20 protein-coding genes are annotated in these 22,872 nt (G+C 54.3%); 6 read left to right on the top strand and 14 right to left on the bottom strand.

What is annotated here, in order from left to right; all coding sequences use genetic code 11:
* Positions 1-96: 96 nt before the first annotated feature.
* The 6 genes from nuoF to lrhA form a co-directional block, all read right to left on the bottom strand.
* Positions 97-1,437, bottom strand: a complete 1,341-nt coding sequence (gene nuoF / locus K6R05_RS06080) for an NADH-quinone oxidoreductase subunit NuoF (RefSeq protein ID WP_029519446.1) — start codon at positions 1,435-1,437, stop codon at positions 97-99.
* Positions 1,438-1,439: 2 nt separating this feature from the next.
* Positions 1,440-1,955, bottom strand: coding sequence for an NADH-quinone oxidoreductase subunit NuoE (nuoE, locus tag K6R05_RS06075; RefSeq protein ID WP_010258066.1), 516 nt, complete (start codon positions 1,953-1,955; stop codon positions 1,440-1,442).
* 2 nt (positions 1,956-1,957) lie between these two features.
* Positions 1,958-3,757: an NADH-quinone oxidoreductase subunit C/D gene (gene nuoC, locus K6R05_RS06070; protein ID WP_222925191.1), complete on the bottom strand. Its 1,800-nt coding sequence runs from the start codon at positions 3,755-3,757 to the stop codon at positions 1,958-1,960.
* Positions 3,758-3,870: 113 nt separating this feature from the next.
* Positions 3,871-4,548 (bottom strand): NuoB/complex I 20 kDa subunit family protein, encoded by a 678-nt coding sequence (locus K6R05_RS06065; RefSeq protein ID WP_003854245.1) that lies wholly within the window; start codon positions 4,546-4,548, stop codon positions 3,871-3,873.
* 15 nt (positions 4,549-4,563) lie between these two features.
* Positions 4,564-5,007, bottom strand: coding sequence for an NADH-quinone oxidoreductase subunit A (locus tag K6R05_RS06060; protein WP_010258058.1), 444 nt, complete (start codon positions 5,005-5,007; stop codon positions 4,564-4,566).
* A gap of 637 nt (positions 5,008-5,644) precedes the next feature.
* Positions 5,645-6,568 carry a transcriptional regulator LrhA gene (gene lrhA / locus K6R05_RS06055; protein ID WP_013358575.1) on the bottom strand — a complete coding sequence of 308 codons (924 nt, stop codon included), beginning with the start codon at positions 6,566-6,568 and terminating at the stop codon, positions 5,645-5,647.
* A gap of 981 nt (positions 6,569-7,549) precedes the next feature.
* Between lrhA and K6R05_RS06050 the strand changes: the two genes are divergently transcribed.
* Together K6R05_RS06050 and yfbR are read left to right on the top strand one after the other, a co-directional pair.
* Entirely contained in the window at positions 7,550-8,767 is a 1,218-nt protein-coding gene (locus K6R05_RS06050; protein ID WP_033733369.1) for a pyridoxal phosphate-dependent aminotransferase, read from the top strand.
* A gap of 69 nt (positions 8,768-8,836) precedes the next feature.
* A complete protein-coding gene (yfbR, locus tag K6R05_RS06045) occupies positions 8,837-9,436 on the top strand; it encodes a 5'-deoxynucleotidase (protein WP_222925190.1) in 600 nt (199 codons plus the stop codon).
* 29 nt (positions 9,437-9,465) lie between these two features.
* Here the strand turns inward: yfbR and K6R05_RS06040 are convergent, their stop codons facing one another.
* From K6R05_RS06040 to yfbV, 3 genes are all read right to left on the bottom strand, one after another.
* Positions 9,466-10,125 (bottom strand): sugar phosphatase, encoded by a 660-nt coding sequence (locus K6R05_RS06040; protein ID WP_161733372.1) that lies wholly within the window; start codon positions 10,123-10,125, stop codon positions 9,466-9,468.
* 13 nt (positions 10,126-10,138) lie between these two features.
* Complete coding sequence (locus tag K6R05_RS06035; protein WP_222925461.1) at positions 10,139-10,633, bottom strand: YfbU family protein; 495 nt, start codon at positions 10,631-10,633, stop codon at positions 10,139-10,141.
* A gap of 145 nt (positions 10,634-10,778) precedes the next feature.
* Positions 10,779-11,231: a terminus macrodomain insulation protein YfbV gene (yfbV, locus tag K6R05_RS06030; protein ID WP_161733374.1), complete on the bottom strand. Its 453-nt coding sequence runs from the start codon at positions 11,229-11,231 to the stop codon at positions 10,779-10,781.
* A gap of 336 nt (positions 11,232-11,567) precedes the next feature.
* On the opposite strand from yfbV, the gene ackA reads away from it, so the two are divergent.
* Entirely contained in the window at positions 11,568-12,770 is a 1,203-nt protein-coding gene (ackA, locus tag K6R05_RS06025; RefSeq protein ID WP_033733374.1) for an acetate kinase, read from the top strand.
* A gap of 86 nt (positions 12,771-12,856) precedes the next feature.
* Positions 12,857-14,986: a phosphate acetyltransferase gene (pta, locus tag K6R05_RS06020; RefSeq protein ID WP_033733375.1), complete on the top strand. Its 2,130-nt coding sequence runs from the start codon at positions 12,857-12,859 to the stop codon at positions 14,984-14,986.
* 109 nt (positions 14,987-15,095) lie between these two features.
* Here the strand turns inward: pta and yfcD are convergent, their stop codons facing one another.
* Together yfcD and yfcF are read right to left on the bottom strand one after the other, a co-directional pair.
* The gene (yfcD, locus tag K6R05_RS06015; protein ID WP_003854255.1) at positions 15,096-15,620 is read right to left on the bottom strand and encodes an NUDIX hydrolase YfcD; all 525 of its coding nucleotides are present in this window, start codon (positions 15,618-15,620) and stop codon (positions 15,096-15,098) included.
* Positions 15,621-15,728: 108 nt separating this feature from the next.
* Positions 15,729-16,370 (bottom strand): glutathione transferase, encoded by a 642-nt coding sequence (yfcF, locus tag K6R05_RS06010; RefSeq protein ID WP_161733376.1) that lies wholly within the window; start codon positions 16,368-16,370, stop codon positions 15,729-15,731.
* 182 nt (positions 16,371-16,552) lie between these two features.
* Between yfcF and K6R05_RS06005 the strand changes: the two genes are divergently transcribed.
* Entirely contained in the window at positions 16,553-17,449 is an 897-nt protein-coding gene (locus tag K6R05_RS06005) for a TIGR01777 family oxidoreductase (protein WP_161733378.1), read from the top strand.
* Between the two features lie 33 nt (positions 17,450-17,482).
* Here the strand turns inward: K6R05_RS06005 and K6R05_RS06000 are convergent, their stop codons facing one another.
* The 3 genes from K6R05_RS06000 to dalD are packed head-to-tail and all read right to left on the bottom strand — an operon-like array spanning position 17,483 to position 21,651.
* Positions 17,483-18,763 (bottom strand): MFS transporter, encoded by a 1,281-nt coding sequence (locus K6R05_RS06000; RefSeq protein ID WP_161733380.1) that lies wholly within the window; start codon positions 18,761-18,763, stop codon positions 17,483-17,485.
* A gap of 27 nt (positions 18,764-18,790) precedes the next feature.
* Positions 18,791-20,260 (bottom strand): xylulokinase, encoded by a 1,470-nt coding sequence (xylB, locus tag K6R05_RS05995; RefSeq protein ID WP_222925189.1) that lies wholly within the window; start codon positions 20,258-20,260, stop codon positions 18,791-18,793.
* Between the two features lie 2 nt (positions 20,261-20,262).
* On the bottom strand, positions 20,263-21,651 hold the full coding sequence (dalD, locus tag K6R05_RS05990; RefSeq protein ID WP_222925188.1) for a D-arabinitol 4-dehydrogenase: 1,389 nt from the start codon (positions 21,649-21,651) through the stop codon (positions 20,263-20,265).
* 194 nt (positions 21,652-21,845) lie between these two features.
* On the opposite strand from dalD, the gene K6R05_RS05985 reads away from it, so the two are divergent.
* A complete protein-coding gene (locus K6R05_RS05985) occupies positions 21,846-22,793 on the top strand; it encodes a sugar-binding transcriptional regulator (protein WP_161733385.1) in 948 nt (315 codons plus the stop codon).
* The last annotated feature ends 79 nt before the right edge of the window (positions 22,794-22,872 follow it).

The raw sequence follows: 22,872 nt of genomic DNA, 5'->3' as shown, positions 1-22,872 counted from the left end.
AAGGCTCGTCAGAGACGAGCGTTAATCATATTCTTGCCCCGACGCACGACATTGTCGGGGCGGCGGCACCAGGCCTGTTCCGTGTGATGCGGTGAATTACCAGCGCGCTTTCAGCAGATTTGGCTGGATCCCACCAATAGCGCGGGTATTGCCAAACACCTGCGGTGCCATGCCAGCTTCAAACTCTTCACGGAAATATTTAATCGCACTCTGTAGCGGCTCAACCGCACCCGGCGCATGCGCGCAGAAGGTTTTACCCGGGCCAAGCTGACGGCAGAGTTGCAGTAAGGTTTCGATATCCCCTGGCTGACCCTGTTTCTGCTCCAGCGCACGCAAAATTTTCACGCTCCACGGCAGGCCATCGCGACACGGCGTACACCAGCCACACGACTCACGGGCAAAGAACTCTTCCAGGTTACGCACCAGCGAAACCATATTGATTTCGTGATCGACCGCCATCGCCAGTGCGGTGCCCAGACGGCTGCCCGCTTTACCAATGCTGGCAAATTCCATCGGCAGATCCAGGTGCTGGTCGGTCAGGAAGTCGGTTCCTGCGCCGCCAGGCTGCCAGGCTTTGAACTTCAGCCCGTCACGCATGCCACCCGCATAATCTTCAAGAATTTCACGCGCGGTGATACCGAATGGCAGCTCCCAGACGCCAGGATTTTTCACCCGTCCGGAGAAGCCCATCATTTTGGTACCGGCATCTTCGCTTTTAGAGATGTTTTTGTACCACTCGACGCCATTGGCCAGAATCGCCGGGACGTTGGAGAGGGTTTCCACGTTGTTCACGCAGGTCGGTTTGCCCCACGCGCCCGCACTCGCCGGAAATGGCGGCTTGGAACGCGGGTTAGCACGACGGCCTTCCAGTGAGTTAATCAGTGCCGTCTCTTCGCCGCAGATATAACGACCTGCGCCGGTGTGAACAATCAGCTCAAAGTCGAAGCCGGTACCCAGAATATTTTTACCGATATAGCCCGCTTCCGTCGCTTCAGCAATCGCACGACGCAGATGCACCGCGGCTTCAATGTATTCGCCACGTAAGAAGATATAGCCACGGTAAGCCTTCAGCGCAAAGGCGCTGATCAGCATTCCTTCCACCAGCTGGTGAGGCATCTGCTCCATCAGCAGGCGGTCTTTATAGGTGCCCGGCTCCATCTCATCAGCGTTACACAGCAGGTAGCGGATGTTCATCGACTCATCTTTCGGCATCAGGCTCCACTTCAGACCGGTAGAGAAGCCTGCACCGCCGCGCCCTTTCAGGCCGGAATCTTTCACTGCTGCGACGATTTCATCCTGCGACATGCTTTTCAGCGCTTTTTCCGCACCGGCATAGCCGTTTTTGCTGCGGTATTCATCAAGCCAGACAGGTTGCTTGTCGTCACGCATCCGCCAGGTCAGCGGATGGGTTTCAGCAGTACGAATGATCTGTTTAATTGTCATTGATACTGCTCCAGTAAACCAGGGATGCCTTCCGGCGTCAGATGCACATGCGTGTCTTCATCCACCATCATCGTTGGGCCCTTGTCGCAGTTGCCCAGACAGCAGGTTGGCAGCAGCGTAAAGCGGCCATCAGCCGTGGTCTGACCCGGTTTGATATTCAGTTGCTGTTCCAGTGCTGACTGGATGCCCTGATAACCAGTGATATGACAGACCACGCTGTCACAGTAACGGATCACATGACGACCCACCGGCTGACGGAAAATCTGGCTATAAAATGTCGCCACACCTTCAACATCACTTGCCGGGATACCCAGGACTTCGGCAATCGCGTTGATTGCACCGTCCGGCACCCAGCCGCGCTGTTTCTGCACGATCTTCAGCGCTTCAATTGAGGCTGCACGCGCGTCTTCGTAATGGTGTTTTTCGTGCTCAATAGCGTGATGCTCTTCCGCGCTCAGCACGAAGACCTCGTTAGGGTCGATCGTTTTAATGGCAATGTGTTGATCGTGCATAATTAGCGGTCCACGTCTGACATAACAAAATCGATACTACCCAGATATACGATCAGGTCGGATACCAGGCTGCCACGGATTACGGAAGGAATCTGCTGCAGATGCGGGAAGCTCGGCGTACGCACGCGGGTGCGGTAGCTCATGGTGCTGCCATCGCTGGTCAGGTAGTAGCTGTTGATCCCTTTCGTCGCTTCAATCATCTGGAACGATTCATTGGCAGGCATAACCGGCCCCCACGACACCTGCAGGAAGTGTGTGATCAGCGTTTCAATGTGCTGCAGCGTGCGCTCTTTAGGTGGCGGCGTGGTCAGCGGATGATCCGCTTTAAACGGCCCCTCTGGCATGTTGTTGAGACACTGCTCAAGAATGCGCAGCGATTGCCACATCTCTTCCATTTTCAGCATGACGCGGCTGTAAGCATCGCTGACGCCGTCGCCAACCGGGATTTCAAAATCGAAGTTTTCGTAGCCGGAGTATGGACGCCATTTACGTACGTCAAAGTCGAGACCTGTCGCACGCAGACCAGCACCGGTAGTGCCCCACGCCAGCGCCTCTTCCATGTTGTAAGCGGCAACGCCTTTGGAGCGGCCAATAAGTACGCTGTTGCGCAGTGCCGCTTTGTCATACTCTTTAAGACGCTTTGGCATCCAGTCGAGGAAGTCACGCAGCAGACGTTCCCAGCCTCGCGGCAGGTCATGCGCGACGCCACCGATACGGAACCACGCCGGGTGCATACGGAAACCGGTAATCGCCTCAACCACGTCATAGATTTTCTGACGGTCGGTAAAGGCAAAGAACACCGGCGTCATGGCCCCGACGTCCTGAATAAAGGTGGAGATATAAAGCAGGTGGCTGTTGATGCGGAACAGCTCAGAGAGCATCACGCGGATCACGTTAACGCGATCGGGCACCACGATACCGGCCAGTTTTTCCACCGCCAGTACGTACGGCATCTCGTTTACGCAGCCGCCGAGGTACTCGATGCGGTCAGTGTAAGGAATGTAGCTGTGCCACGACTGACGCTCGCCCATCTTTTCAGCACCACGGTGGTGATAACCGATGTCAGGCACGCAGTCGACAATCTCTTCACCATCCAGCTGCAGAATGATGCGGAACGCACCGTGCGCCGACGGGTGGTTAGGCCCGAGGTTCAGGAACATGAAGTCTTCGTTAGTGGTACTACGTTTCATACCCCAGTCTTCAGGCTTAAAGGTCAGCGCCTCCATCTCTAAATCTTCTTTCTGCCTGGTCAGCGTGAAAGGATCGAATTCAGTGGCACGCGCCGGGTAATCTTTACGCAGCGGATGGCCTTCCCAGGTTGACGGCATCATGATGCGCGTCAGATGCGGGTGGCCATCAAAGGTGATACCAAACATCTCCCAGGTTTCACGCTCATACCAGTTGGCATTCGGGAAAAGACGGGTAATGGTCGGCAGATGCATGTCGTTTTCTGAGAGTGCCACCTTGAGCATGATGTCGCGGTTGCGTTCAATCGACAGCAGGTGGTAGAAAACGGAGAAATCCGCCGCAGGCAGGCCTGTACGGTGGGTACGTAAACGCTCATCCACGCCATGCAGGTCATACAGCATGACGTAAGGCTTGGGTAATTTACGCAGGAACTCGATAATTTCCAGTATCTGTTCACGCTTCACCCACACCACCGGGATACCGGTACGGGTTGGCTGAACAGTGAAGGCATCCGGCCCAAAACGGTTACGCAACTCGCCGATCACCGGGTCATCAAGGTGATCACGGGTTTGCCATAGAGGCTGAGCGAGATCATGCGTGGTCAAATCTGTCATACGTTACTCACCATTCCGGCCTGGTCTCAGGCACTCAAATGAAGGCGTCAGGATGGGGCCATGCATTAAATTGTGATGTTCTGCTGCAGGCGCTGTTTTCCATCCATACGGTTTTAAACTTCGTCCGGGCTGCGCAGATTTGTGACTGCGATGCGCTCGCCGCGTTTTCTTTCACGCTCTGAAGGCATATTGGCGCGGTAAACGCCTTGATCGCCGACAACCCATGAAAGCGGACGGCGCTCTTTGCCGATCGATTCCTGCAGCAGCAGCAGTGCCTGCATGTAGGCTTCAGGACGTGGCGGGCAGCCAGGAATGTAAACATCGACCGGCAGGAATTTATCGACGCCCTGCACCACCGAATAGATGTCATACATACCGCCCGAGTTGGCGCAGGCACCCATGGAGATCACCCATTTTGGTTCCAGCATCTGATCGTATAAACGCTGAATAACCGGAGCCATTTTAGTAAATGGCGTACCGGCAATAACCATGAAATCCGCCTGACGTGGCGAGGCACGCATAACTTCAGCACCAAAACGCGCCACGTCGTGGACCGCGGTAAACGATGTTGTCATCTCTACGTAACAACATGACAGGCCAAAGTTATAAGGCCAGAGGGAGTTTTTACGTCCCCAGTTCACCATGTCATGCAGGGCATTTTCGAGTTTGCCCATATAAACGCTGCGATGAACGTGCTGCTCCAGCGGATCGCTGACGATTTCCTGCTTTTGCAGAGGATAACGGTCGTTCTCACCACCGTTCGGGTCTATGCGGGTGAGCGTATAGTCCATCTTATTGCCTCTCTTTTACTGCTTATGAGGATTGGTGTGGCTGACCGTAGTGGTTTTCACCACCACGCGACGGCGAGCTGGCGCCCAGTCCAGTGCGCCAATGCGTACCAGATAGACCAGACCCGCCAGGAGCACCAAAATGAAAATTGCGGCTTCCACAAAGCCGATCCAACCGCTTTCACGGATTGAAGTCGCCCATGCGTATAAAAAGAGGGCTTCGACGTCGAAAATGACGAAAAACATCGCAACCAGATAAAATTTCGCCGAGAGACGGATATGGGTATCACCAACGGATTCGATGCCCGATTCGAATGGCGTGTCTTTGTAGCGGGCGCGCGCTCTGCCGCCAAGCAGCCATCCTCCGGTCAGCATGAAAGCACACAGGCCAAAGGCAATAACGATAAATACGATAAACGCCCAGTGCTGAGCGATGATTTCGGTGGTAGTTGACATACTCATTGCTTACTCATCAAAAGTGGCGCTGGCATCCTGCACGCGTTTCCCGCAGCAAACTGACCACATCGATTCAAGGGAAGGGTAAAAACCTTTTAAATGTTGCTGTTATCAGGTAATAGGCAGCCATTTTATGGGGTTTTTACTCCTTTCTATAACCTTTTGTCAACTTTGACAAAAGTATCCAAACATTATTTCACACCTGCATCATATTATTAACAAATGATGCCCCGCTTTCCAGCTAAATCGCTTCAGTCTGTAGGGTTAATTTTAGTGTAGCGGGTATTCACATGCATGGATCGTGCATTTAACAAACATATTTTGACAGGTATGACTCTGTTTTCCTTCCCCTTATCAGGGGTATTTTCTTGATCCAGAACACAGTTCTGCCCTTTTTGCGTTAAATTTCTTCACCTCAAGCTGCAATCCGGAAAAAATGGTTCATTTAGTCGGTTGGCAAGTTTCAGTTCGTTAGTGAGTGAAATGTAGTGAGGGTTTTACATCAGGCAGAGTGGCAGGTGGGAAAAGTCTGAAGAGTGTCAGAAATAAAAAAGCCTCTCATTCTGTTCAGGAAAAGAGAGGCCTATGTATAAACGTTTGTTAAGGCAATCACGCCAGTGTTGAGTACAACACGTTAGCGAAATTACTCTTCGTCATCCAGCAGCAATGTACCATCTGGATTGTTGCTCAGGTTATAAGGATCATTGGTGGACTGCATGGCGTTGAAGATTGCCAGCGCCAGCTCATTATCGCTGTCAGGATTGCGGCACAGCAGATATTGCGTATCTGGCAGAACCGGCAGCCCTTCCGCCGCACCCATCACGCGCAGTTCCGGGCTCATCATCTCTACCGGACGCGCAGTTACGCCCAGCCCCGCTTTCACCGCGGCACGTACTGCAGCCAGTGTGGAAGCGACATAAGAGATACGCCACGGGATACCCGCTTCATTGAGATGATCAATTGCCATATCGCGGTAAGGACTTGGCTCATCCAGCAGCACCAATGGAATGGCTTCGCCGCGCTGGAAAATATAATCCGCTGCGCAGTACCACAACGTAGGTGAGGTACGCAGGACCTGATAGGTAAAGTTGCCCGGGCTGGAGGTGGTCACGACCAGGTCCACTTCACCCTGATTGAGCATTTCCATCATAAATGGATTACGTTTAACCCGCACATCGATTGCCAGTTTCGGATAAACCGAGGTTACCCGGTTTAACAGGAAAGGCAGAATAGTGTCAGAGGTATCATCAGAGGCACCAATGGTCAGCACGCCCTGAATGTTACTGTACATCAGAGATGTGCAGGCTTCGTCGTTAAAACGAAGAATTTTTCTCGCATAGCCTAAAAGCTGGATACCGTGCTCTGTTAACAGCTTGTTACGTCCATGTCTGGCAAACAGCTCTTTACCTACCAATTGTTCCAGACGCTGCATTTGCTGACTGACTGCTGACTGCGTTCTGCAGACCGCTGCAGCGGCCGCTGCAAAGGTATTCAAATCCGCAACGGCAACGAAAGTTCTCAGCAGATCGAGGTCGAGATTAAGTATCGGACGATTTGCATTAGTCATGTTTTTTCTTCACTTATAAGATTTTTACGAACTACTACCCTGGTGTTATTACAAGCTTATCAAAGTGATAAGCAGTAATGGTGCTTAATGACAGTCCTGTGTGAAGACTGACACAAAAAAAATTTATGTGGATCCTGCACTGTTGACTCCCCTGAAAGGGCCATAGCGCTTTTCAATCCATAGTACTTTTCAAGACAGATACAACTTCTGAACCGATGGCGCTGGGGTGCGCAAATGCAGGAAGCTGCGTAGTTGTCTTATTCCCACCAGAAATAATCGGGCGGGATAAAAATCGCACTTTTCAGGCCAGTAAGACGAAGCGGCCATGTGTATTAAATAATAAATTATACTTAATCATTTTTGACTTCAAAATGGAAATGATTTTGTGAAAAGCGCTGTAAATTTTGTGCTAAAGGCATTTCCGGACCCTTATGCCACATTATTGATCACTTTTTAAGCCTTCAGCGTTCCGAAATTTAGTGAAGAAGTGTTAAGTACTGCTCACAATCCTGATAAATGCGTGCCAGAAACGCCTCGTCATTTGGTAATTTTCCGGCGATCACAAGGCCTTAAACAGGCAACTCTTAAGCAGTGTTAAGGCGTAGACGTTGCACGCGTCATAAAATTGTCCACAAAGTGAACATTTATAAAATATCCTTTAACTATTTACCTGGGTGTATATTTCAGGTGCAAAGAAAAGCGTCCTTTACATAACGTTCATATTTCATTTCACAATACCAGAGCCTTATGTTGTCTCAGCACCCCTTTAGATAGTTTAAAATATTTCTATATACATCATTTTTGGTTTTATCAACCATCTCACGCCTTGTTAAATCTTTTTTACGCTACTCACCGTCTAAAAAGTTGTCGAACCCGCCAAAACGGGGCGGCACCCTTCATTTGTGACCGGCAGGAGAGTACATTGTGCTGGTTCGATTTCAGTGGCAGCCAAAAAGGATTCTGCCCGTTAAGGCGGTAACAATGACTTTTCAAATAGATAAATCCGGAAAACTCGATAACGTCTGCTATGACATCCGTGGCCCGGTCCTGAAAGAGGCGAAGCGCCTCGAAGAAGAAGGCAATAAAGTTCTTAAACTGAACATCGGTAATCCGGCGCCGTTCGGTTTCGAAGCACCGGACGAGATTCTGGTCGATGTAATTCGTAATCTTCCCAGCGCTCAGGGCTATTGCGACTCCAAGGGGCTCTATTCCGCCCGTAAAGCGATCATGCAGCACTATCAGGCGCGCGACATGCGTGATGTCACGGTAGAAGATATCTACATTGGCAACGGCGTTTCAGAACTCATTGTCCAGGCGATGCAGGCGTTACTGAACAGCGGCGACGAAATGCTGGTGCCAGCACCTGACTATCCGTTGTGGACGGCTGCGGTTTCCCTCTCCAGCGGAAAAGCGGTGCACTATCTGTGTGATGAGTCAGCAGGCTGGTTCCCTGACCTGGATGATATCCGCAGCAAGATAACACCCCGTACCCGCGGTATTGTAATTATCAACCCGAATAACCCGACCGGCGCGGTCTACAGCAAAGAACTGCTGTTAGAGGTGGTTGAAATTGCGCGTCAGCATAACCTGATCATCTTTGCTGATGAGATCTACGACAAGATCCTTTACGACGAGGCACAGCACCACTGCATCGCTGCCCTGGCCCCGGATCTGCTGACCGTGACCTTCAATGGCCTGTCTAAAACCTATCGTGTAGCCGGCTTCCGTCAGGGCTGGATGGTACTCAACGGGCCGAAGAAACATGCGAAAGGCTACATTGAAGGGCTGGAGATGCTGGCGTCTATGCGCCTGTGTGCCAACGTACCGGCCCAGCATGCCATCCAGACAGCGCTCGGCGGCTACCAGAGCATCAGCGAATTTATCATGCCTGGCGGTCGTCTTTATGAGCAGCGCCAGCGTGCCTGGGAATTGATCAACGATATTCCCGGCGTCAGCTGTGTGAAGCCGCAGGGCGCGCTCTACATGTTCCCAAAAATTGACGCCAAAAAATTTAATATCTTTGACGATCAAAAAATGGTGCTGGATTTTCTCCTTCAGGAGAAGGTGCTGCTGGTACAGGGTAGCGCGTTCAACTGGCCATGGCCCGATCACCTGCGCATTGTTACGCTGCCTCGTGTGGATGATCTGGAGATGGCGATTAATAAATTTGGTCGCTTCCTGCAAGGCTATCGCCAGTAATCACGCCCGCGTATACTGATGCTATTTGGGGAGAGCCTGTCTCTCCCCTGCCTGCTAACAGGAACGCTCATGACACAAAGCCACTTCTTTGCTCACCTCTCCCGTCTTAAGCTGATCAACCGCTGGCCACTGATGCGCAATGTGCGTACCGAGAATGTTTCTGAACACAGTCTGCAGGTCGCCATGGTGGCGCACGCGCTGGCCGTCATCAAAAATCTTAAATTTGGCGGCTCGCTTAATGCCGACCGCATCGCCATGCTGGCGCTTTATCATGACGCCAGCGAAGTGCTCACCGGCGATTTACCCACTCCGGTTAAGTATTACAACGCACAGATTGCCCACGAATATAAGAAAATCGAGAAGATTGCCCAGCAGAAGCTGATTGAGATGCTGCCGGAAGAGTTTCAGGCAATCTATCGCCCGCTGATTGATGAGCATCTGCACAGTGAAGAGGAGCAGGCCGTTGTAAAACAGGCGGATGCACTCTGCGCCTACGTTAAGTGTCTTGAGGAGTTGTCTGCCGGAAATAACGAATTTTTACTGGCCAAAGCGCGACTGGAAAAGACGTTAGCGCAGCGGCGTTCGCCGGAGATGGATTACTTCGTTGAGGTGTTTATTCCGAGTTTCAGCCTGTCGCTGGATGAAATTTCGCAGGATACGCCACTGTAAACCCGACGGCCTGGCCGCCGGGCAAATCTTTAAGCCTGCTGGCTGAAGGTAAAGCTGCCGTCAGACTCGCGGGTGACAACCAGAGACGCCAGTGAGTCGAGCCGAAGCGCCACGTCATCCAGCCGCGGTGTCTCCGCCGGGGCATTGATGGCAATCACCGCACAACCCGCGTTCAGGCCGGATAAAATACCCGCGGGTGCATCTTCTGCCACCACACATGACGTCGCCGCTAACCCCAGCTTCTCCGCACCAAGCAGGTAAGGATCGGGCTCAGGTTTGCCTTTAGCGACCTGCTCAGCGGTAATGAACACGGCGGGCTTCGGTAATCCTGCCGCTTTGTGACGGGCATGAGCGACCGGCACCGAGCCAGAGGTGACTATCGCCCAGGGAATCTGCAACTCATTCAGCCGGTTCAGCAGCGCATGGGCGCCTGGCAGCGCCTGCACACCGTCGGTGTCTGCCGCTTCAGCCTGCTCCAGCGCGACAAACTCTGCCTGGATAGCCTCTTCCGACTGGCCTGCCATGAAATGACGCAGAGAGGTAATCGCCTGTTTGCCATGGATGAAATCCAGGATCTCATCAGCGGCGATACCATGACGGGCACCCCACTGGCTCCAGGCTCGTTCAACCGCTGGCAGTGAATCTACCAGCGTGCCGTCTAAATCAAATAGAAAACCTCTGTAGGTCACGCGCTTCTCCTCATCAGGCATTAATCACTTGCGCAATTTCGTTTGCACTTAAATGGTACTGGCGCGGACAAGTCTGCCACAAAGCTAACATCCGTTGATACTTTTCCCACATCGGGGTCTGCGCGTTAAAACCGTGTGTACCGGAATCGAAGTGGGTATAACGCCCTTCGGTATTGACCATAAAACGGACGTAGCCCAGCAGGCGTGCTTCTGTTGCCGCATCAAAGCCCAGAAAGGCGAGACGGCGCTCCTCAATCTGACTTTTCTCTTTAAGATTCGACCAGGAGACGTGCAGTGCGTGATGCATCTCCATTATGTCGATCACTGTCCGGCAGATCGCTTCACTCAGTTCGCCAAACTCTTTATCCAGCTCGCGCATCTGCAGCGCGTAACCGCGTTCGATAATGGTCTGGTAACGGCGAAAACGTTCAGCGTTTTCCGGCTCAAGCATGGCCATGATTTTGTACTGGTTGGTAAGAATCAGACGCTGCGCATGGGTCATTTCCATCATTTACTCCCGGTCAGAGACCGCTCAGTTAATCGACAATGGAGAAATGATTGCACAGCGTTAGCAACACGGGAATCGCCGTATCGCCTTTCTTTGATTTAGCCGCAGGTTAGCGGTAACTATTTTACCGCCAGCCCAGGATGGGTCAGAGATCGTCGAGGAAGGTGCGGTCGAGTTGTTTAAACGCCCGCTTAAGCAGATCGGCCAGTGCCTGATAAGTCGGCTTGCCTTCTACCGGTGCTATCGCCTGCCCCGCTTCTTCCAGCCGGGCACGCACTTCATGAAACCAGTTAAGCAGCGTAGGCGGTAGCGGCGTTACTGAACGCTTACCCAGCCACCACAGTCCCTGCATCGGCAGGCTGCAGGCAAACAGCGCCGTTGCTACTGCCGGACCTAACTGACCGCCCATCGCGATCTGCCAGGTCAGCGTAAAAATCGCCAGAGGTGGCATAAAGCGAATGGCGAAACGCGTTGCCGATGAAACGCGGTTTTCCGGGAACACCGGGGCCAGGCGCTTATCAGCGGGCCAGGTCTTCATATAGTGTTGGCCGCGCTGAAACATCCGAAACCAATTGGTACTGCCAGATTCATTCGCCATGGCTCACCTCAACTAATGCTGCAAAGATTAAAAAATAGTTATAAAGACACAACTTTACGTAACAACCTTCAATTATTTTTGTCTTTAAAGAGGACTCCGGCTATTCTGACGCCGTTTTAAACCTCTCCGGGAGCGGAATGCGCCTTTGGGAAGAGGCCTGAGCCATATTTCGACAAGGCAATCTTAAAATTTTCACGTAAGATTGCTAAAATTTTTTGCGGAATTGAGAATTTCTGTCTACCGCATGATGTTTGTCATTAATCTACCAGCTTTCATGGGCTACGCTGATAGTCTGATTGCGTTATATTTAGCCACTCTCAAAAAATAGGTACTTCCATGTCGAGTAAGTTAGTTCTGGTTCTGAACTGTGGCAGCTCTTCCCTCAAGTTTGCCATCCTTAACCCTGCCAGCGGTGAAGAGTTCCTGTCAGGCCTGGCGGAATGTTTCCATCTTCCTGAAGCCCGCATCAAATGGAAGCTGGAAGGCGAAAAACAGGAAGCGCCTCTGGGTGCTGGCGCAGCGCACAGCGAAGCGCTGAACTTTATCGTTAAAACCATTCTGGCACAAAAACCTGAGCTTTCGGCACAAATTGCTGCAATCGGCCATCGTATCGTACATGGCGGCGAGAAGCTGACGCAGTCAGTCATCATCACTGAAGACGTGGTACAGGGCATCAAAGACGCCTCCTCTTTTGCACCGCTGCACAATCCGGCTCATCTGATCGGTATTGATGAAGCGATGAAAAACTTCCCGCACCTGTCAGATAAGAATGTCGCGGTATTCGACACCGCTTTCCATCAGACAATGCCGGAAGAGTCTTATCTCTATGCGCTACCGTACAAATTATATAAAGAGCATGGCGTTCGTCGCTATGGCGCGCATGGCACCAGCCATTTCTATGTGACTCACGAAGCCGCCAAAATGCTTAATAAGCCGCTTGAGTCCCTGAACATTATCACCTGTCACCTCGGTAATGGTGGTTCAGTTTCTGCCATTCGTAACGGCGAGTGCGTAGACACCTCAATGGGTCTGACTCCGCTGGAAGGTCTGGTGATGGGAACCCGCAGTGGCGACATCGATCCCGCGATCATCTTCTTCCTGCACGATACGTTGGGTATGAGCGTTGACGCCATCAATAAACTGCTGACCAAAGAGTCAGGCCTGTTAGGTCTGACCGAAGTCACCAGCGACTGCCGCTACGTAGAAGACAACTACACCACCAAAGAAGATGCGAAGCGCGCAATGGATGTCTTCTGTCATCGCCTGGCGAAATATATCGGCAGCTACACCGCGCTGATGGATGGCCGTCTTGACGCCGTCGTGTTCACTGGCGGCATCGGTGAAAACGCCGCGATGGTCCGTGAGCTTTCACTGAAAAAACTGGCACTGCTGGGCTTCGACGTCGACCACGAGCGCAACCTGGCGGCCCGTTTCGGCAAGTCAGGTTACATCAATAAAGAAGGCACCCGCCCGGCGCTGGTCATTCCGACCAACGAAGAGCTGGTCATTGCCCAGGACGCCGCGCGTCTGACTGCGTAAAATACTTCTCTCCGTCAGCTCAGGCTGACGGAGTTGTTTTTGACACCCTGCCACTACTGAGAGGTTCAAACGTGTCACGTACAATTATGCTCATTCCGACCGGCACCAGCGTCGGCCTGACCAGCGTCAGCCTTGGCGTTATTCGCGCCATGGAACGTAAAGGCGTTCGCCTTAGCGTCTTTAAGCCAATTGCTCAGCCACGTGCTGGCGGCGACACCCCGGATCAAACCACCACCATCATCCGTAAGAACTCCTCGATTCCTGCCGCAGAACCGCTGCAGATGTCGCGTGTTGAGTCACTGCTGGGCTCCAACCAGCAGGATGTGCTGATGGAAGAGATCATCTCCCGTTACCATGCCAACACCCAGGATGCGGAAGTGGTGCTGGTTGAAGGTCTGGTTCCAACCCGTAAGCATCAGTTCGCCAACGCGCTGAACTATGAAATCGCGAAAACCCTGAACGCGGAAATCGTCTTCGTGATGGCGCTGGGCAATGACTCTCCGGCACAGCTGAAAGAGCGCATTGAACTGACGCAAAGCAGCTTCGGCGGTCAGAAGAACAAAAATATCACTGGCGTGATCATCAACAAACTCAACGCACCGGTTGACGATCAGGGACGTACCCGCCCTGACCTGTCAGAAATCTTTGATGACTCATCAAAAGCCAGTATTGCCAATATCGATCCTAAGCAACTGTTCTCAGACAGTCCGCTGCCGGTGCTGGGCTGCGTGCCGTGGAGCTTTGATCTGATTGCTACCCGCGCGATCGATATGTGCCGCCACCTGGATGCTCGCATCATCAATGAAGGTGAGATTCAGACTCGCCGGGTTAAATCTGTTACCTTCTGCGCCCGCAGTATTCCGCACATGCTGGAGCATTTTCGTCCTGGCTCACTGCTGGTGACTTCTGCTGACCGTCCGGATGTGCTGGTCGCCGCCTGTCTGGCCGCGATGAACGGCATTGAGATTGGCGCAATCCTGCTGACCGGTAACTACGAGATTGACGATCGCATTGCCCGTCTCTGCGACCGCGCCTTCCAGACCGGCCTGCCGGTGTTTATGGTGAAAACCAATACCTGGCAGACCTCACTGAGCCTGCAGAGCTTTAATCTTGAAGTGCCTGCTGATGACACGCAGCGCATCGAGAAAGTGCAGGAATATGTCGCCAGCTACATTAATGCAGAGTGGATTGAGTCACTGACCGCCACATCTGAACGCAGCCGTCGCCTGTCACCACCCGCCTTCCGTTATCAGCTTACCGAGCTGGCGCGTAAAGCGGGCAAACGCGTGGTGCTGCCAGAGGGTGATGAGCCGCGTACGGTTAAAGCGGCTGCTATCTGTGCTGAACGCGGCATCGCCACCTGCGTACTGTTAGGTAACCCGGAGGAGATTCAGCGTGTCGCTGCGGCTCAGGGTGTTGAACTGGGCAAAGGCGTTGAGATTGTTGACCCGGAACAGGTTCGTGAAAACTATGTGCCGCGTCTGGTTGAGCTGCGTAAGAGCAAAGGCATGACCGAAGTCGTCGCTCAGGAGCAGCTGGAAGATAACGTGGTACTCGGCACCATGATGCTGGAGAGCGGCGAAGTGGATGGCCTGGTGTCAGGTGCGGTTCATACGACCGCCAACACCATTCGTCCGCCGCTGCAGTTGATCAAAACCGCGCCTAACAGCTCACTGGTATCCTCGGTGTTCTTTATGCTGCTGCCGGAGCAGGTGCTGGTTTACGGTGATTGTGCCATTAACCCGGATCCGACCGCTGAGCAGCTGGCTGAGATCGCTATCCAGTCAGCTGATTCTGCCAGCGCCTTTGGTATCGATCCGCGTGTTGCGATGATCTCCTACTCTACTGGCACGTCAGGTGCGGGCAGCGACGTTGAGAAAGTGCGTGAAGCAACGCGCATTGCGCAGGAGAAACGTCCTGATCTGGTGATCGATGGTCCGCTGCAGTATGACGCCGCGATCATGGAAGATGTGGCGAAATCTAAAGCGCCGAATTCCCAGGTTGCCGGGCGCGCTACTGTGTTTATCTTCCCGGATCTCAACACCGGTAACACCACCTACAAAGCAGTACAGCGTTCAGCCGATCTGATCTCCATCGGACCGATGCTGCAGGGTATGCGTAAGCCGGTTAATGACCTGTCTCGCGGTGCGCTGGTGGATGACATCGTCTACACCATCGCCCTGACCGCCATTCAGTCTCAGCAGGCTGAAGGCTAAACGGCTGGTCATAACGAAAAAGGCATGCCCCAGAGCATGCCTTTTTTTCGCCGGTAACAAAGCGGCCCGGTCTGATGCAGATGAATAACCTGAATTAAGGCGCCTGTTTTCAGGCCCGGTTATCGCCGTTGCGGCTCATCCACAGGGAGAGCGCTTTCAGCGAATCATCGGTGAACTCATCACAACGCGCGGTGATCTCATCGGGCGTCATCCAGATAATCTCATCGACTTCCGATTCCTGCATGGCGAATGGCCCGTGTGACACACAACTGAACAGACCGCCCCAGACACGACAGTGCTGATCTTCGAAGTAGAATTTGCCATGTTCAGCAAATGGCACCGCGGCGATCCCTAACTCCTCTTCTGCTTCACGTCGCGCAGATTCCAGCATATCTTCACCGCTCTGCACCACGCCGCCCGCGGTTGCGTCGAGTTTGCCCGGCATAAAATCTTTTATCTCGGTGCGACGCTGTACCAGAATCTTACCCATACCGTCATGAACCACAATATAGGTAGCGCGGTGACGCAGGCATTGAGCACGCATCTGCGCACGTGTCGCCTGAGCAACGACTTCATTCTCTTCGTTTACGATATCGACCCACTCGATGCCGTCACCCGCAGTTTGATCCACCATCAGTAACCCTTTCCTGTTTGGCGTACAGTTGTGTACGCAGTTTGCCACGTCGTTATTTTTATGTGGCGTAAGGTAATCACTTCCGACAGCCTGAGCAAGCCCTGGCTGTTACCGATTTTTACCACTTTCTGCTAACCACAGCTGCACCGAGGCGCGCTGCCACTGAAACTCAGCATAATGCCGCAGACGGGCGGGCAAAGGATCGCCATGTAATACCAGCCGGTTAAGCATTACTGCCAGATCGGTATCCGCGATGGACCACTCACCAAACAGGTTCTGTTGCCCCTCAGGCAGCAAACGATCGACAGCGGTAACCAGTTTATCCACCGCCTGCTGCGCTGACGCAGTCAGTGGCGCAAAACGCTCACCAGCAAACAACACTTCTGTCGGACGCTCCTGACGGATCCACAGGAAGTCACTGCGTAGCCAGGCCTGAATCTCCCTGGCACGGGCGCGCTTCTCACGGTCACGTGGATAGAGGCGTTCAAATTCGGGGGCAGGAAAACGCTCTTCGAGATATTCCGTAATCGCCGAGGATTCGCTTAACAGGAAGTCATCAATCTGGAGAGTCGGCACACGGCAGGTCAGCGACAGCTCGCGGTATGCTGCGGCGTTTTGCTGATTCTGCGACAGATCGACACGTTTCAGCTGGAATGGGATCCCTTTTTCGGTAAGAGCAACATAGGCAGACATAGCGTAAGGACTGAAAAATGATGAATCTGACCACAGGGTGATGGACGGATAATTCATCGGTTACCTCAATTGGCTGTCAGGGTTGCATCATGTTTACCGATTTTTTTTTGCGAAGGCAACGCTGAGCTGCTCCGATCTCTGCCACCGGAATAAGAAAGCGCGACGCGACTCACTCTGGAATGGCTCGACTCTTCTATGCTGAAAGGTGCAAATAACAAAAACATCAAGGGAGCCGCAACATGCACATTCTAATTACCGGTGGCACGGGACTGATTGGCCGACACCTGATCCCGCGCCTGCAACAGCTGGGGCATCAGATAAGCGTGGTGACACGTGACGTGGTCAGCGCACGTGAAAAACTGGGCGAGAACGTCGCACTCTGGTCAGGCCTGGCGCAACAATCGAATCTGGATAACATCGATGCGGTAATTAATCTGGCGGGAGAACCCATCGCCGACAAGCGCTGGACGGAGCCGCACAAACAGCAGCTGTGCGAAAGCCGCTGGCAGATCACCGAGCAGATTGCCTCACTGATTAATGCCAGTGCAACGCCACCCGCCGTCCTGATTTCTGGTTCGGCAACTGGCTTCTATGGCAATACCGGCGATCTGGTGCTGACTGAAGAGGACCAGGGACAGGATGAGTTTACCCATCAGCTCTGCGCCCGCTGGGAGCAGCTGGCGCTCAGCGCCGCGAGTGAACGTACCCGCGTCTGCCTGATACGCACCGGCGTGGTGCTGGCTCGTGAAGGCGGCGCACTCAGTAAAATGAAACTCCCCTTTAAGTTTGGCGCGGGCGGGCCGATCGGCAGTGGCAAACAGTATATGCCATGGATCCATATCGATGACATGGTCAACGCGATTCTCTGGCTGCTGGATCATGAGGATCTGCACGGCCCGTTCAACATGGTGGCCCCTTACGCGGTACGTAATGAGCAGTTTGCCGCCACGCTGGGGCGGGTGATGCATCGTCCGGCCTTTATGCGCACGCCAGCCAGCGCCATTAAGCTCATGATGGGCGAATCGTCGGTACTGGTGTTGGGAGGACAGCATGTGCTGCCAAAGCGGCTGGAAGCCTCTGGTTTCGGCTTCCGCTGGTACGATTTGCAGGAAGCCTTACAGGATGTCGCAGGATAACCCTGCAGCGGCCCAGGGCCGCCGCAGGGGTAATTAGCTACGCTGTCCGGCCACCCGCGACTGCATTGCCTTCTCTTCCCGCGTGTGCCCCGGTTGTGGCACGCGGATAATAAAGGTCAGCACGCCAGCGAACACATACAGCGCGGTATAGGCCCATACCACTCCGACGATGTCGAAAAATGGCAGCATGATGGAGGCGATAGCCGGTGCCACAAAGTTACTGAGTCCCGCGGAGAGATTGTAAATCGAGACCGCTGCCCCTTTGTGATGCGGCTCCAGCGTCGGAAAGACGGCGGTCATCGGCACAAACGCGGCAACAAAGATCCCCAGCATGACCGCAGGAATTAATGCGACCCAGAAATTATGCCCCGCATGCAGCGGCAGGTAATAGAATGTCAGGCTGGAGATAGCCATGCCCAGGCAACCAAACCAGCGTACCTGACGGATCCAGCCTAGCTTCTCACCGGTGAGGCCCCAGAAGATATTCGTAAAGATGGTAACAAAGAAGAACACCGCCCAGATCTGTAGCCATTCAGAAAGGGTAAAGCCGAGACGGTCGACAAACAGCAGTGGCATGATAATGGCGAAACCAAACAGCGACAGCGTGTTGATGATGCGAATCAGGCAGGCATAAAAGACATGCTGATTGGTGAACAGGATGGTCACGGCACGCGACATCTCTGTCATCTTCTCACGCATCGGCAGATTCACGCGGGAACGATCTACCGGCACGTTGCGCAGGCTGAACCAGGCAAGAATCCCACCACAGGCGACCCAGATGATGGCCAGCCACAGCGTTCCGGTCTCCCCCAGCATCGGAATGGTCAGACTGGGCAGATAGCTGCCCACCACGCCAATGCCGATTGAATACATCGCCCAGAACCAGCCGGTCGCCGCCGCCAGTTTCTCGCGCGGTAAGACCTGCACCAGCATCATCATGAAAGAGTAGATAAACAGCGGATAAGCCAGCCCGCGAATGCCGTAAAACAGCACCATAAGGGGATAATTACGCAGCCCAAGCCCAAGCGACATAAACAGTGCATGCATGACGATCCACAGCACAAAGCCAATCATCATCGCGCGCTGCGGCGTGATCAGCTCGGCGACCACGCCCGATGCCCAGGCTGCCAGCGCTGCTGCCAGACCATAGAAGGTGAACACGACGGCAGACTGCGCGGGCGAAAAGCCCATGTCGGTGATATGGCGCGACAGAAACGCCATTTCAAAGCCATCACCCGCCATAAAGATGGCGATAGCGAGGAAGCCCCAGAACATCTTTTTCGGTAAGCCAAACCAGTATTCGTTCGATTGCATCACAATCACCTTCTGTTTGGTTAGTCGTTATGCAGGCAGCAGGTTACGCACCTGTTGCTGCTGGATGTAAAGTTCCCGGAACAGACGCAGCCGCTGTTGCAGCACGGCTCCGCGAGCGTCGTTCGGTTGATAGCGCGCCTGGACTGGCGGCTTCAGACACACCTCATGCTCAGCACCGCCCTCAGCCAGCCACGCCAGACGTGCCGCCCCCAGCGCGCCAGAGGCGCTGGCCGGGTGGGTAATAACCGGCAGTTGCAGCACATCGGCAATCAATTGCGCCCACAGCGTGCTGCGCGCTCCCCCACCGGTGAGGCTGTATTGCTGAATGTGGTGCCGGGCCTCGCCGAGCGCCTCTGCCCCATCAGCCAGTCCAAATGCCACGCCTTCAATCACCGCATAGCCCAGCAGGGCGCGCGGCATTTCATGCCGCAGATTGAAGAAAGCACCGGAGGCGTCAGGATCGTTGTGAGGGGTGCGCTCCCCGGAGAGATAGGGCAAAAAAATCGGGGCGCTACGCAGCTGTCCATCACTGAGCTGTGCCATCTCCTCCATCAGCTGGCTTTCACTCACTGACAGCAGATTGCACAGCCAGCGCAGACAACTGGCGGCGCTGAGCATCACACTCATCTGATGCCAGCGGCCCGGTAGCGCATGGCAAAAGGCGTGCACCCCGGATTGCGGGTCCGCCTGTAAACGGTCATTGACGACAAAAATCACCCCGGACGTCCCCAGTGAGATAAAAGCATCCCCGGCGTTCACCGCACCTACCCCGACGGCCGACGCGGCATTGTCCCCGCCGCCTCCTGCAACCTTGACTAAGGTGGATAAGCCCCACTCGCTCGCCAGTGTCGGCTGCAGATGTCCACTTACTGCACTGCCTTCCACCAGTTCAGGCATTTGGGAACGCTTCAATCCGGTGATGGCCAGCAGTTCGTCCGACCAGTCACGCCGTGACACGTCGAGCCACAGCGTTCCGGCAGCATCCGAAGGCTCAGTGACAAAGCGCCCGGTCAGACGCCAGCGCAGGTAATCTTTCGGCAGCAGAACCTTATTGATGCGGCTGAAGATTTCTGGCTCATGTTCCGCGACCCAGTGCAGTTTCGGCAAAGTAAAGCCGGGCATAATCATATTGCCGCTAATTTCCATTATCCGGGGATTGCTCTTCCGTAGCCTTTCACACTGCGGTGCACTGCGCGTGTCGTTCCACAGGATACATGGACGCAGCACCCTGCCCCCGGCATCCAGCAGCACGGCCCCGTGCATCTGACCGGACAATCCTATCGCGCGAATCTCAGCCCATGCCTGAGGAAACTGATGACGCAATTCCGCCAGAACCTCACAGCAGGCTTGCCACCAGCGTTCAGGTTCCTGTTCTGCCCAGTGAGGATGCGGACGCTGCACGCTGAGCGTGGCGTGCTGAGACGCCACAATCTCACCCTGAGTGTTCACGATCAGCGCTTTAAGCTCTGAAGTACCGATATCAATACCGAGATACATGATTACACCGCCGCCAGTTCAGGCTGCTTCAGCCACTGCTGCAGACTCGTCACCCGGCGCGTCACCAGCTCATGAAACGCCCTATCGGACGCCAGTTCCGCAAACAGCGCGCGATCGCTCAGGAACGCACGGAGCGGATCGGCGCTGGCAAACTGTTTACGCAGCGTTTCGACCTGAAGCGCACCATCCTGATAGGGATAGGGTAAGTCGTCACTGGCCCAACGCTGCATAAACAGGAAGAAGAGTGCCGGGATCACCGCCGTTGCGGCCGGCTGCACGCCGCGCTGGTAACACGCCTGCAGGGTTGGCGTCACCATGCCGGGAATTTTGGACAAGCCATCGGCACCGACGCGCTGATTGGTGTCCTGAATATAGGGATTACTGAAGCGGGCCAGCACCACATCGCGATAATCCGCCAGATCGAGCGGGCTGGGCGAAAGTGAGGGAATGACATCCTGGGTCACGTAGTCGTGCGCCAGTTGATAAATGGCCGGATGACGGGTGCTCTCATCAATATAGTTCAGCCCAATCAGCGTGCCCGCCCAGGCAATCGCGGCATGGGTCGCATTGAGGATGCGAATTTTCGCTTCTTCCCACGGCAGCACCGATTCCACCAGCTCTACGCCCGCCTTTTCCAGTGCCGGGCGTCCGGCAATGAAATCATCCTCAATGACCCACTGAATAAAAGATTCGGCCATTACTGCTGCGCCATCCTGTTTGCCGGTCGCCGCCTGCACGCGTTCGGCCACCTGCGGGGTGGGTCGCGGCGTTATGCGATCGACCATGGTATTCGGTGAACGGGTCTGTGCACGCACCCAGTCGGCCAGCGTGGTATCGCCTTTGGCAGTCAGAAACGCCAGGAAGGCGTCACGAAAACGCTCACCATTGTGCCGCAGATTGTCGCAGTTCAGCAGCGTGACCGGTGCCCCGCCCTCGGCAACTCGCTCTGTCAGAATGCGGCTGAGTGCGCCGTAGAGGGTGCGGATATCGCCACCCAGATCGGCCTTCACGTCCGCCTGACTGAGATCCAGCGTAAACGCGGGCGTCAGGTAGTAGCCTGCTTCAGTCACGGTGAAGCTAATCACACGCGTTTCCGCACGCGCGCCCTGCTCAATCAGCGCGCTGATGTCGCTGTCCCAGGGCAAAATTTTGCGCAGCGACGTGATGGTTTCATAGTCGCGCTCACCTTCAGGCGTCACGGTTTCCAGCACATATTCGCCCTGCTGCTGCGCGAGCTGATCAAGCAGCGGCGCGGCGTCCTGGCGGATATTGCCCAGCGCGATGCCCCAGCTTTCGTCGCCCTGCTTACGCAACTGATGCAGATACCACGCCTGATGTGCCCGATGAAAAGATCCTGCGCCGATATGCATCCACACGGATTGATTGGTCATAATCGCCTCAATTAAACATTTGCCACGATGAGGGGCATTTGCCCGATAGCCGTTAGCATAGTGTTCATCACGCAGACCCTTCTGCGAGCTCTGTCACAAATAATGCTTTTGCTCTTTTATTGGGCTTTTGCCCGATTAGCGCTTTTTGCACGGCTCGCGTTAAGATGTCTCCCTGAATTCGACGGAACAGCGTGATGAGCAGAGAAGAGAAAAAGCAGGAGCTGGCCGCGCGTGCCGCGTGGATGTATTACGTTGCGGGCGTGACACAGCAGGAGATTGCGCAGGCACTGGGATTATCGCGCCAGGTGGCGCAGCGTCTGGTATCCAGTGCTCGTGAAATGGGCATGGTAAACGTAAAAATCGATCATCCCGTCACGCACTGTCTGCAGCTGGCGCGTGAGGTCAAGGAGAAGTTTGGTCTGGATCTCTGTCGCGTCGTGCCCTCGGCCAGTCTGAACGAGGATGCCATTCAGCAAATGCTGGCAGTCGAAGGGGCGGCGGTGATGGCACAGTTCATCAGTGAGGAAGCGCCACAGGTCTTTGGTATTGGTTCCGGTAAAACCTTACGCTCTATCATCGACGCGTTACCCTGGGTGGATCGCCCGCAGCATCATTGCGTTTCGATGATTGGCGCCATCGCGCGGGATGATTCCGGAACACGTTATGATGTCCCGCTAAAGATGGCCGAAAAGATGCAGGGTAAGTATTTCTTTATTCCGGCCCCCCTCTACGCCGACACGCCTGAGGATAAAGCGATGTGGGTGCAGCATAAGGTCTACCAGCGCGTCACCGAACGCGCCTTACGGGCAGACGTAGCCTTTGTCGGGATTGGCGAAGTGATGCCAGGCTGTCCACTGAACGCCGAGGGATTTATTACCGATGCGCAGGTTGAGGCGCTGAATGCGCGTGGCGTCGCAGGCGAGATGCTCGGTCACTTTTTCAATCAGCAGGGTGAACGCGTGTGGGGGGAAACGGATGAACTCCTGACCAGCGTGCATCTGGAAAGTCAGACACAACGCAAAATCATTGGCTTTGCCGGTAGCGAACGCAAGTACCCGGCGATCCGAGCCGCCTTACAGGGCGGCTGGGTATCGGGTCTGGTGACCGATGAGGACACGGCGCTGAAGTTACTGCAGACGTGAAGCAGCGGGCAGGCAGCGTACCGGCGCAGGGCACGTAACGCCGGAGTCCTGCTTCCCGCACCTGTCCTCCCCGATAACC

The sequence above is a fragment of the Pantoea alfalfae genome (assembly GCF_019880205.1).
GTDB lineage: Bacteria > Pseudomonadota > Gammaproteobacteria > Enterobacterales > Enterobacteriaceae > Pantoea > Pantoea alfalfae.
Note: the sequence above shows the minus strand (reverse complement) of the source record. Positions and strands in the feature narration are given on the sequence as shown.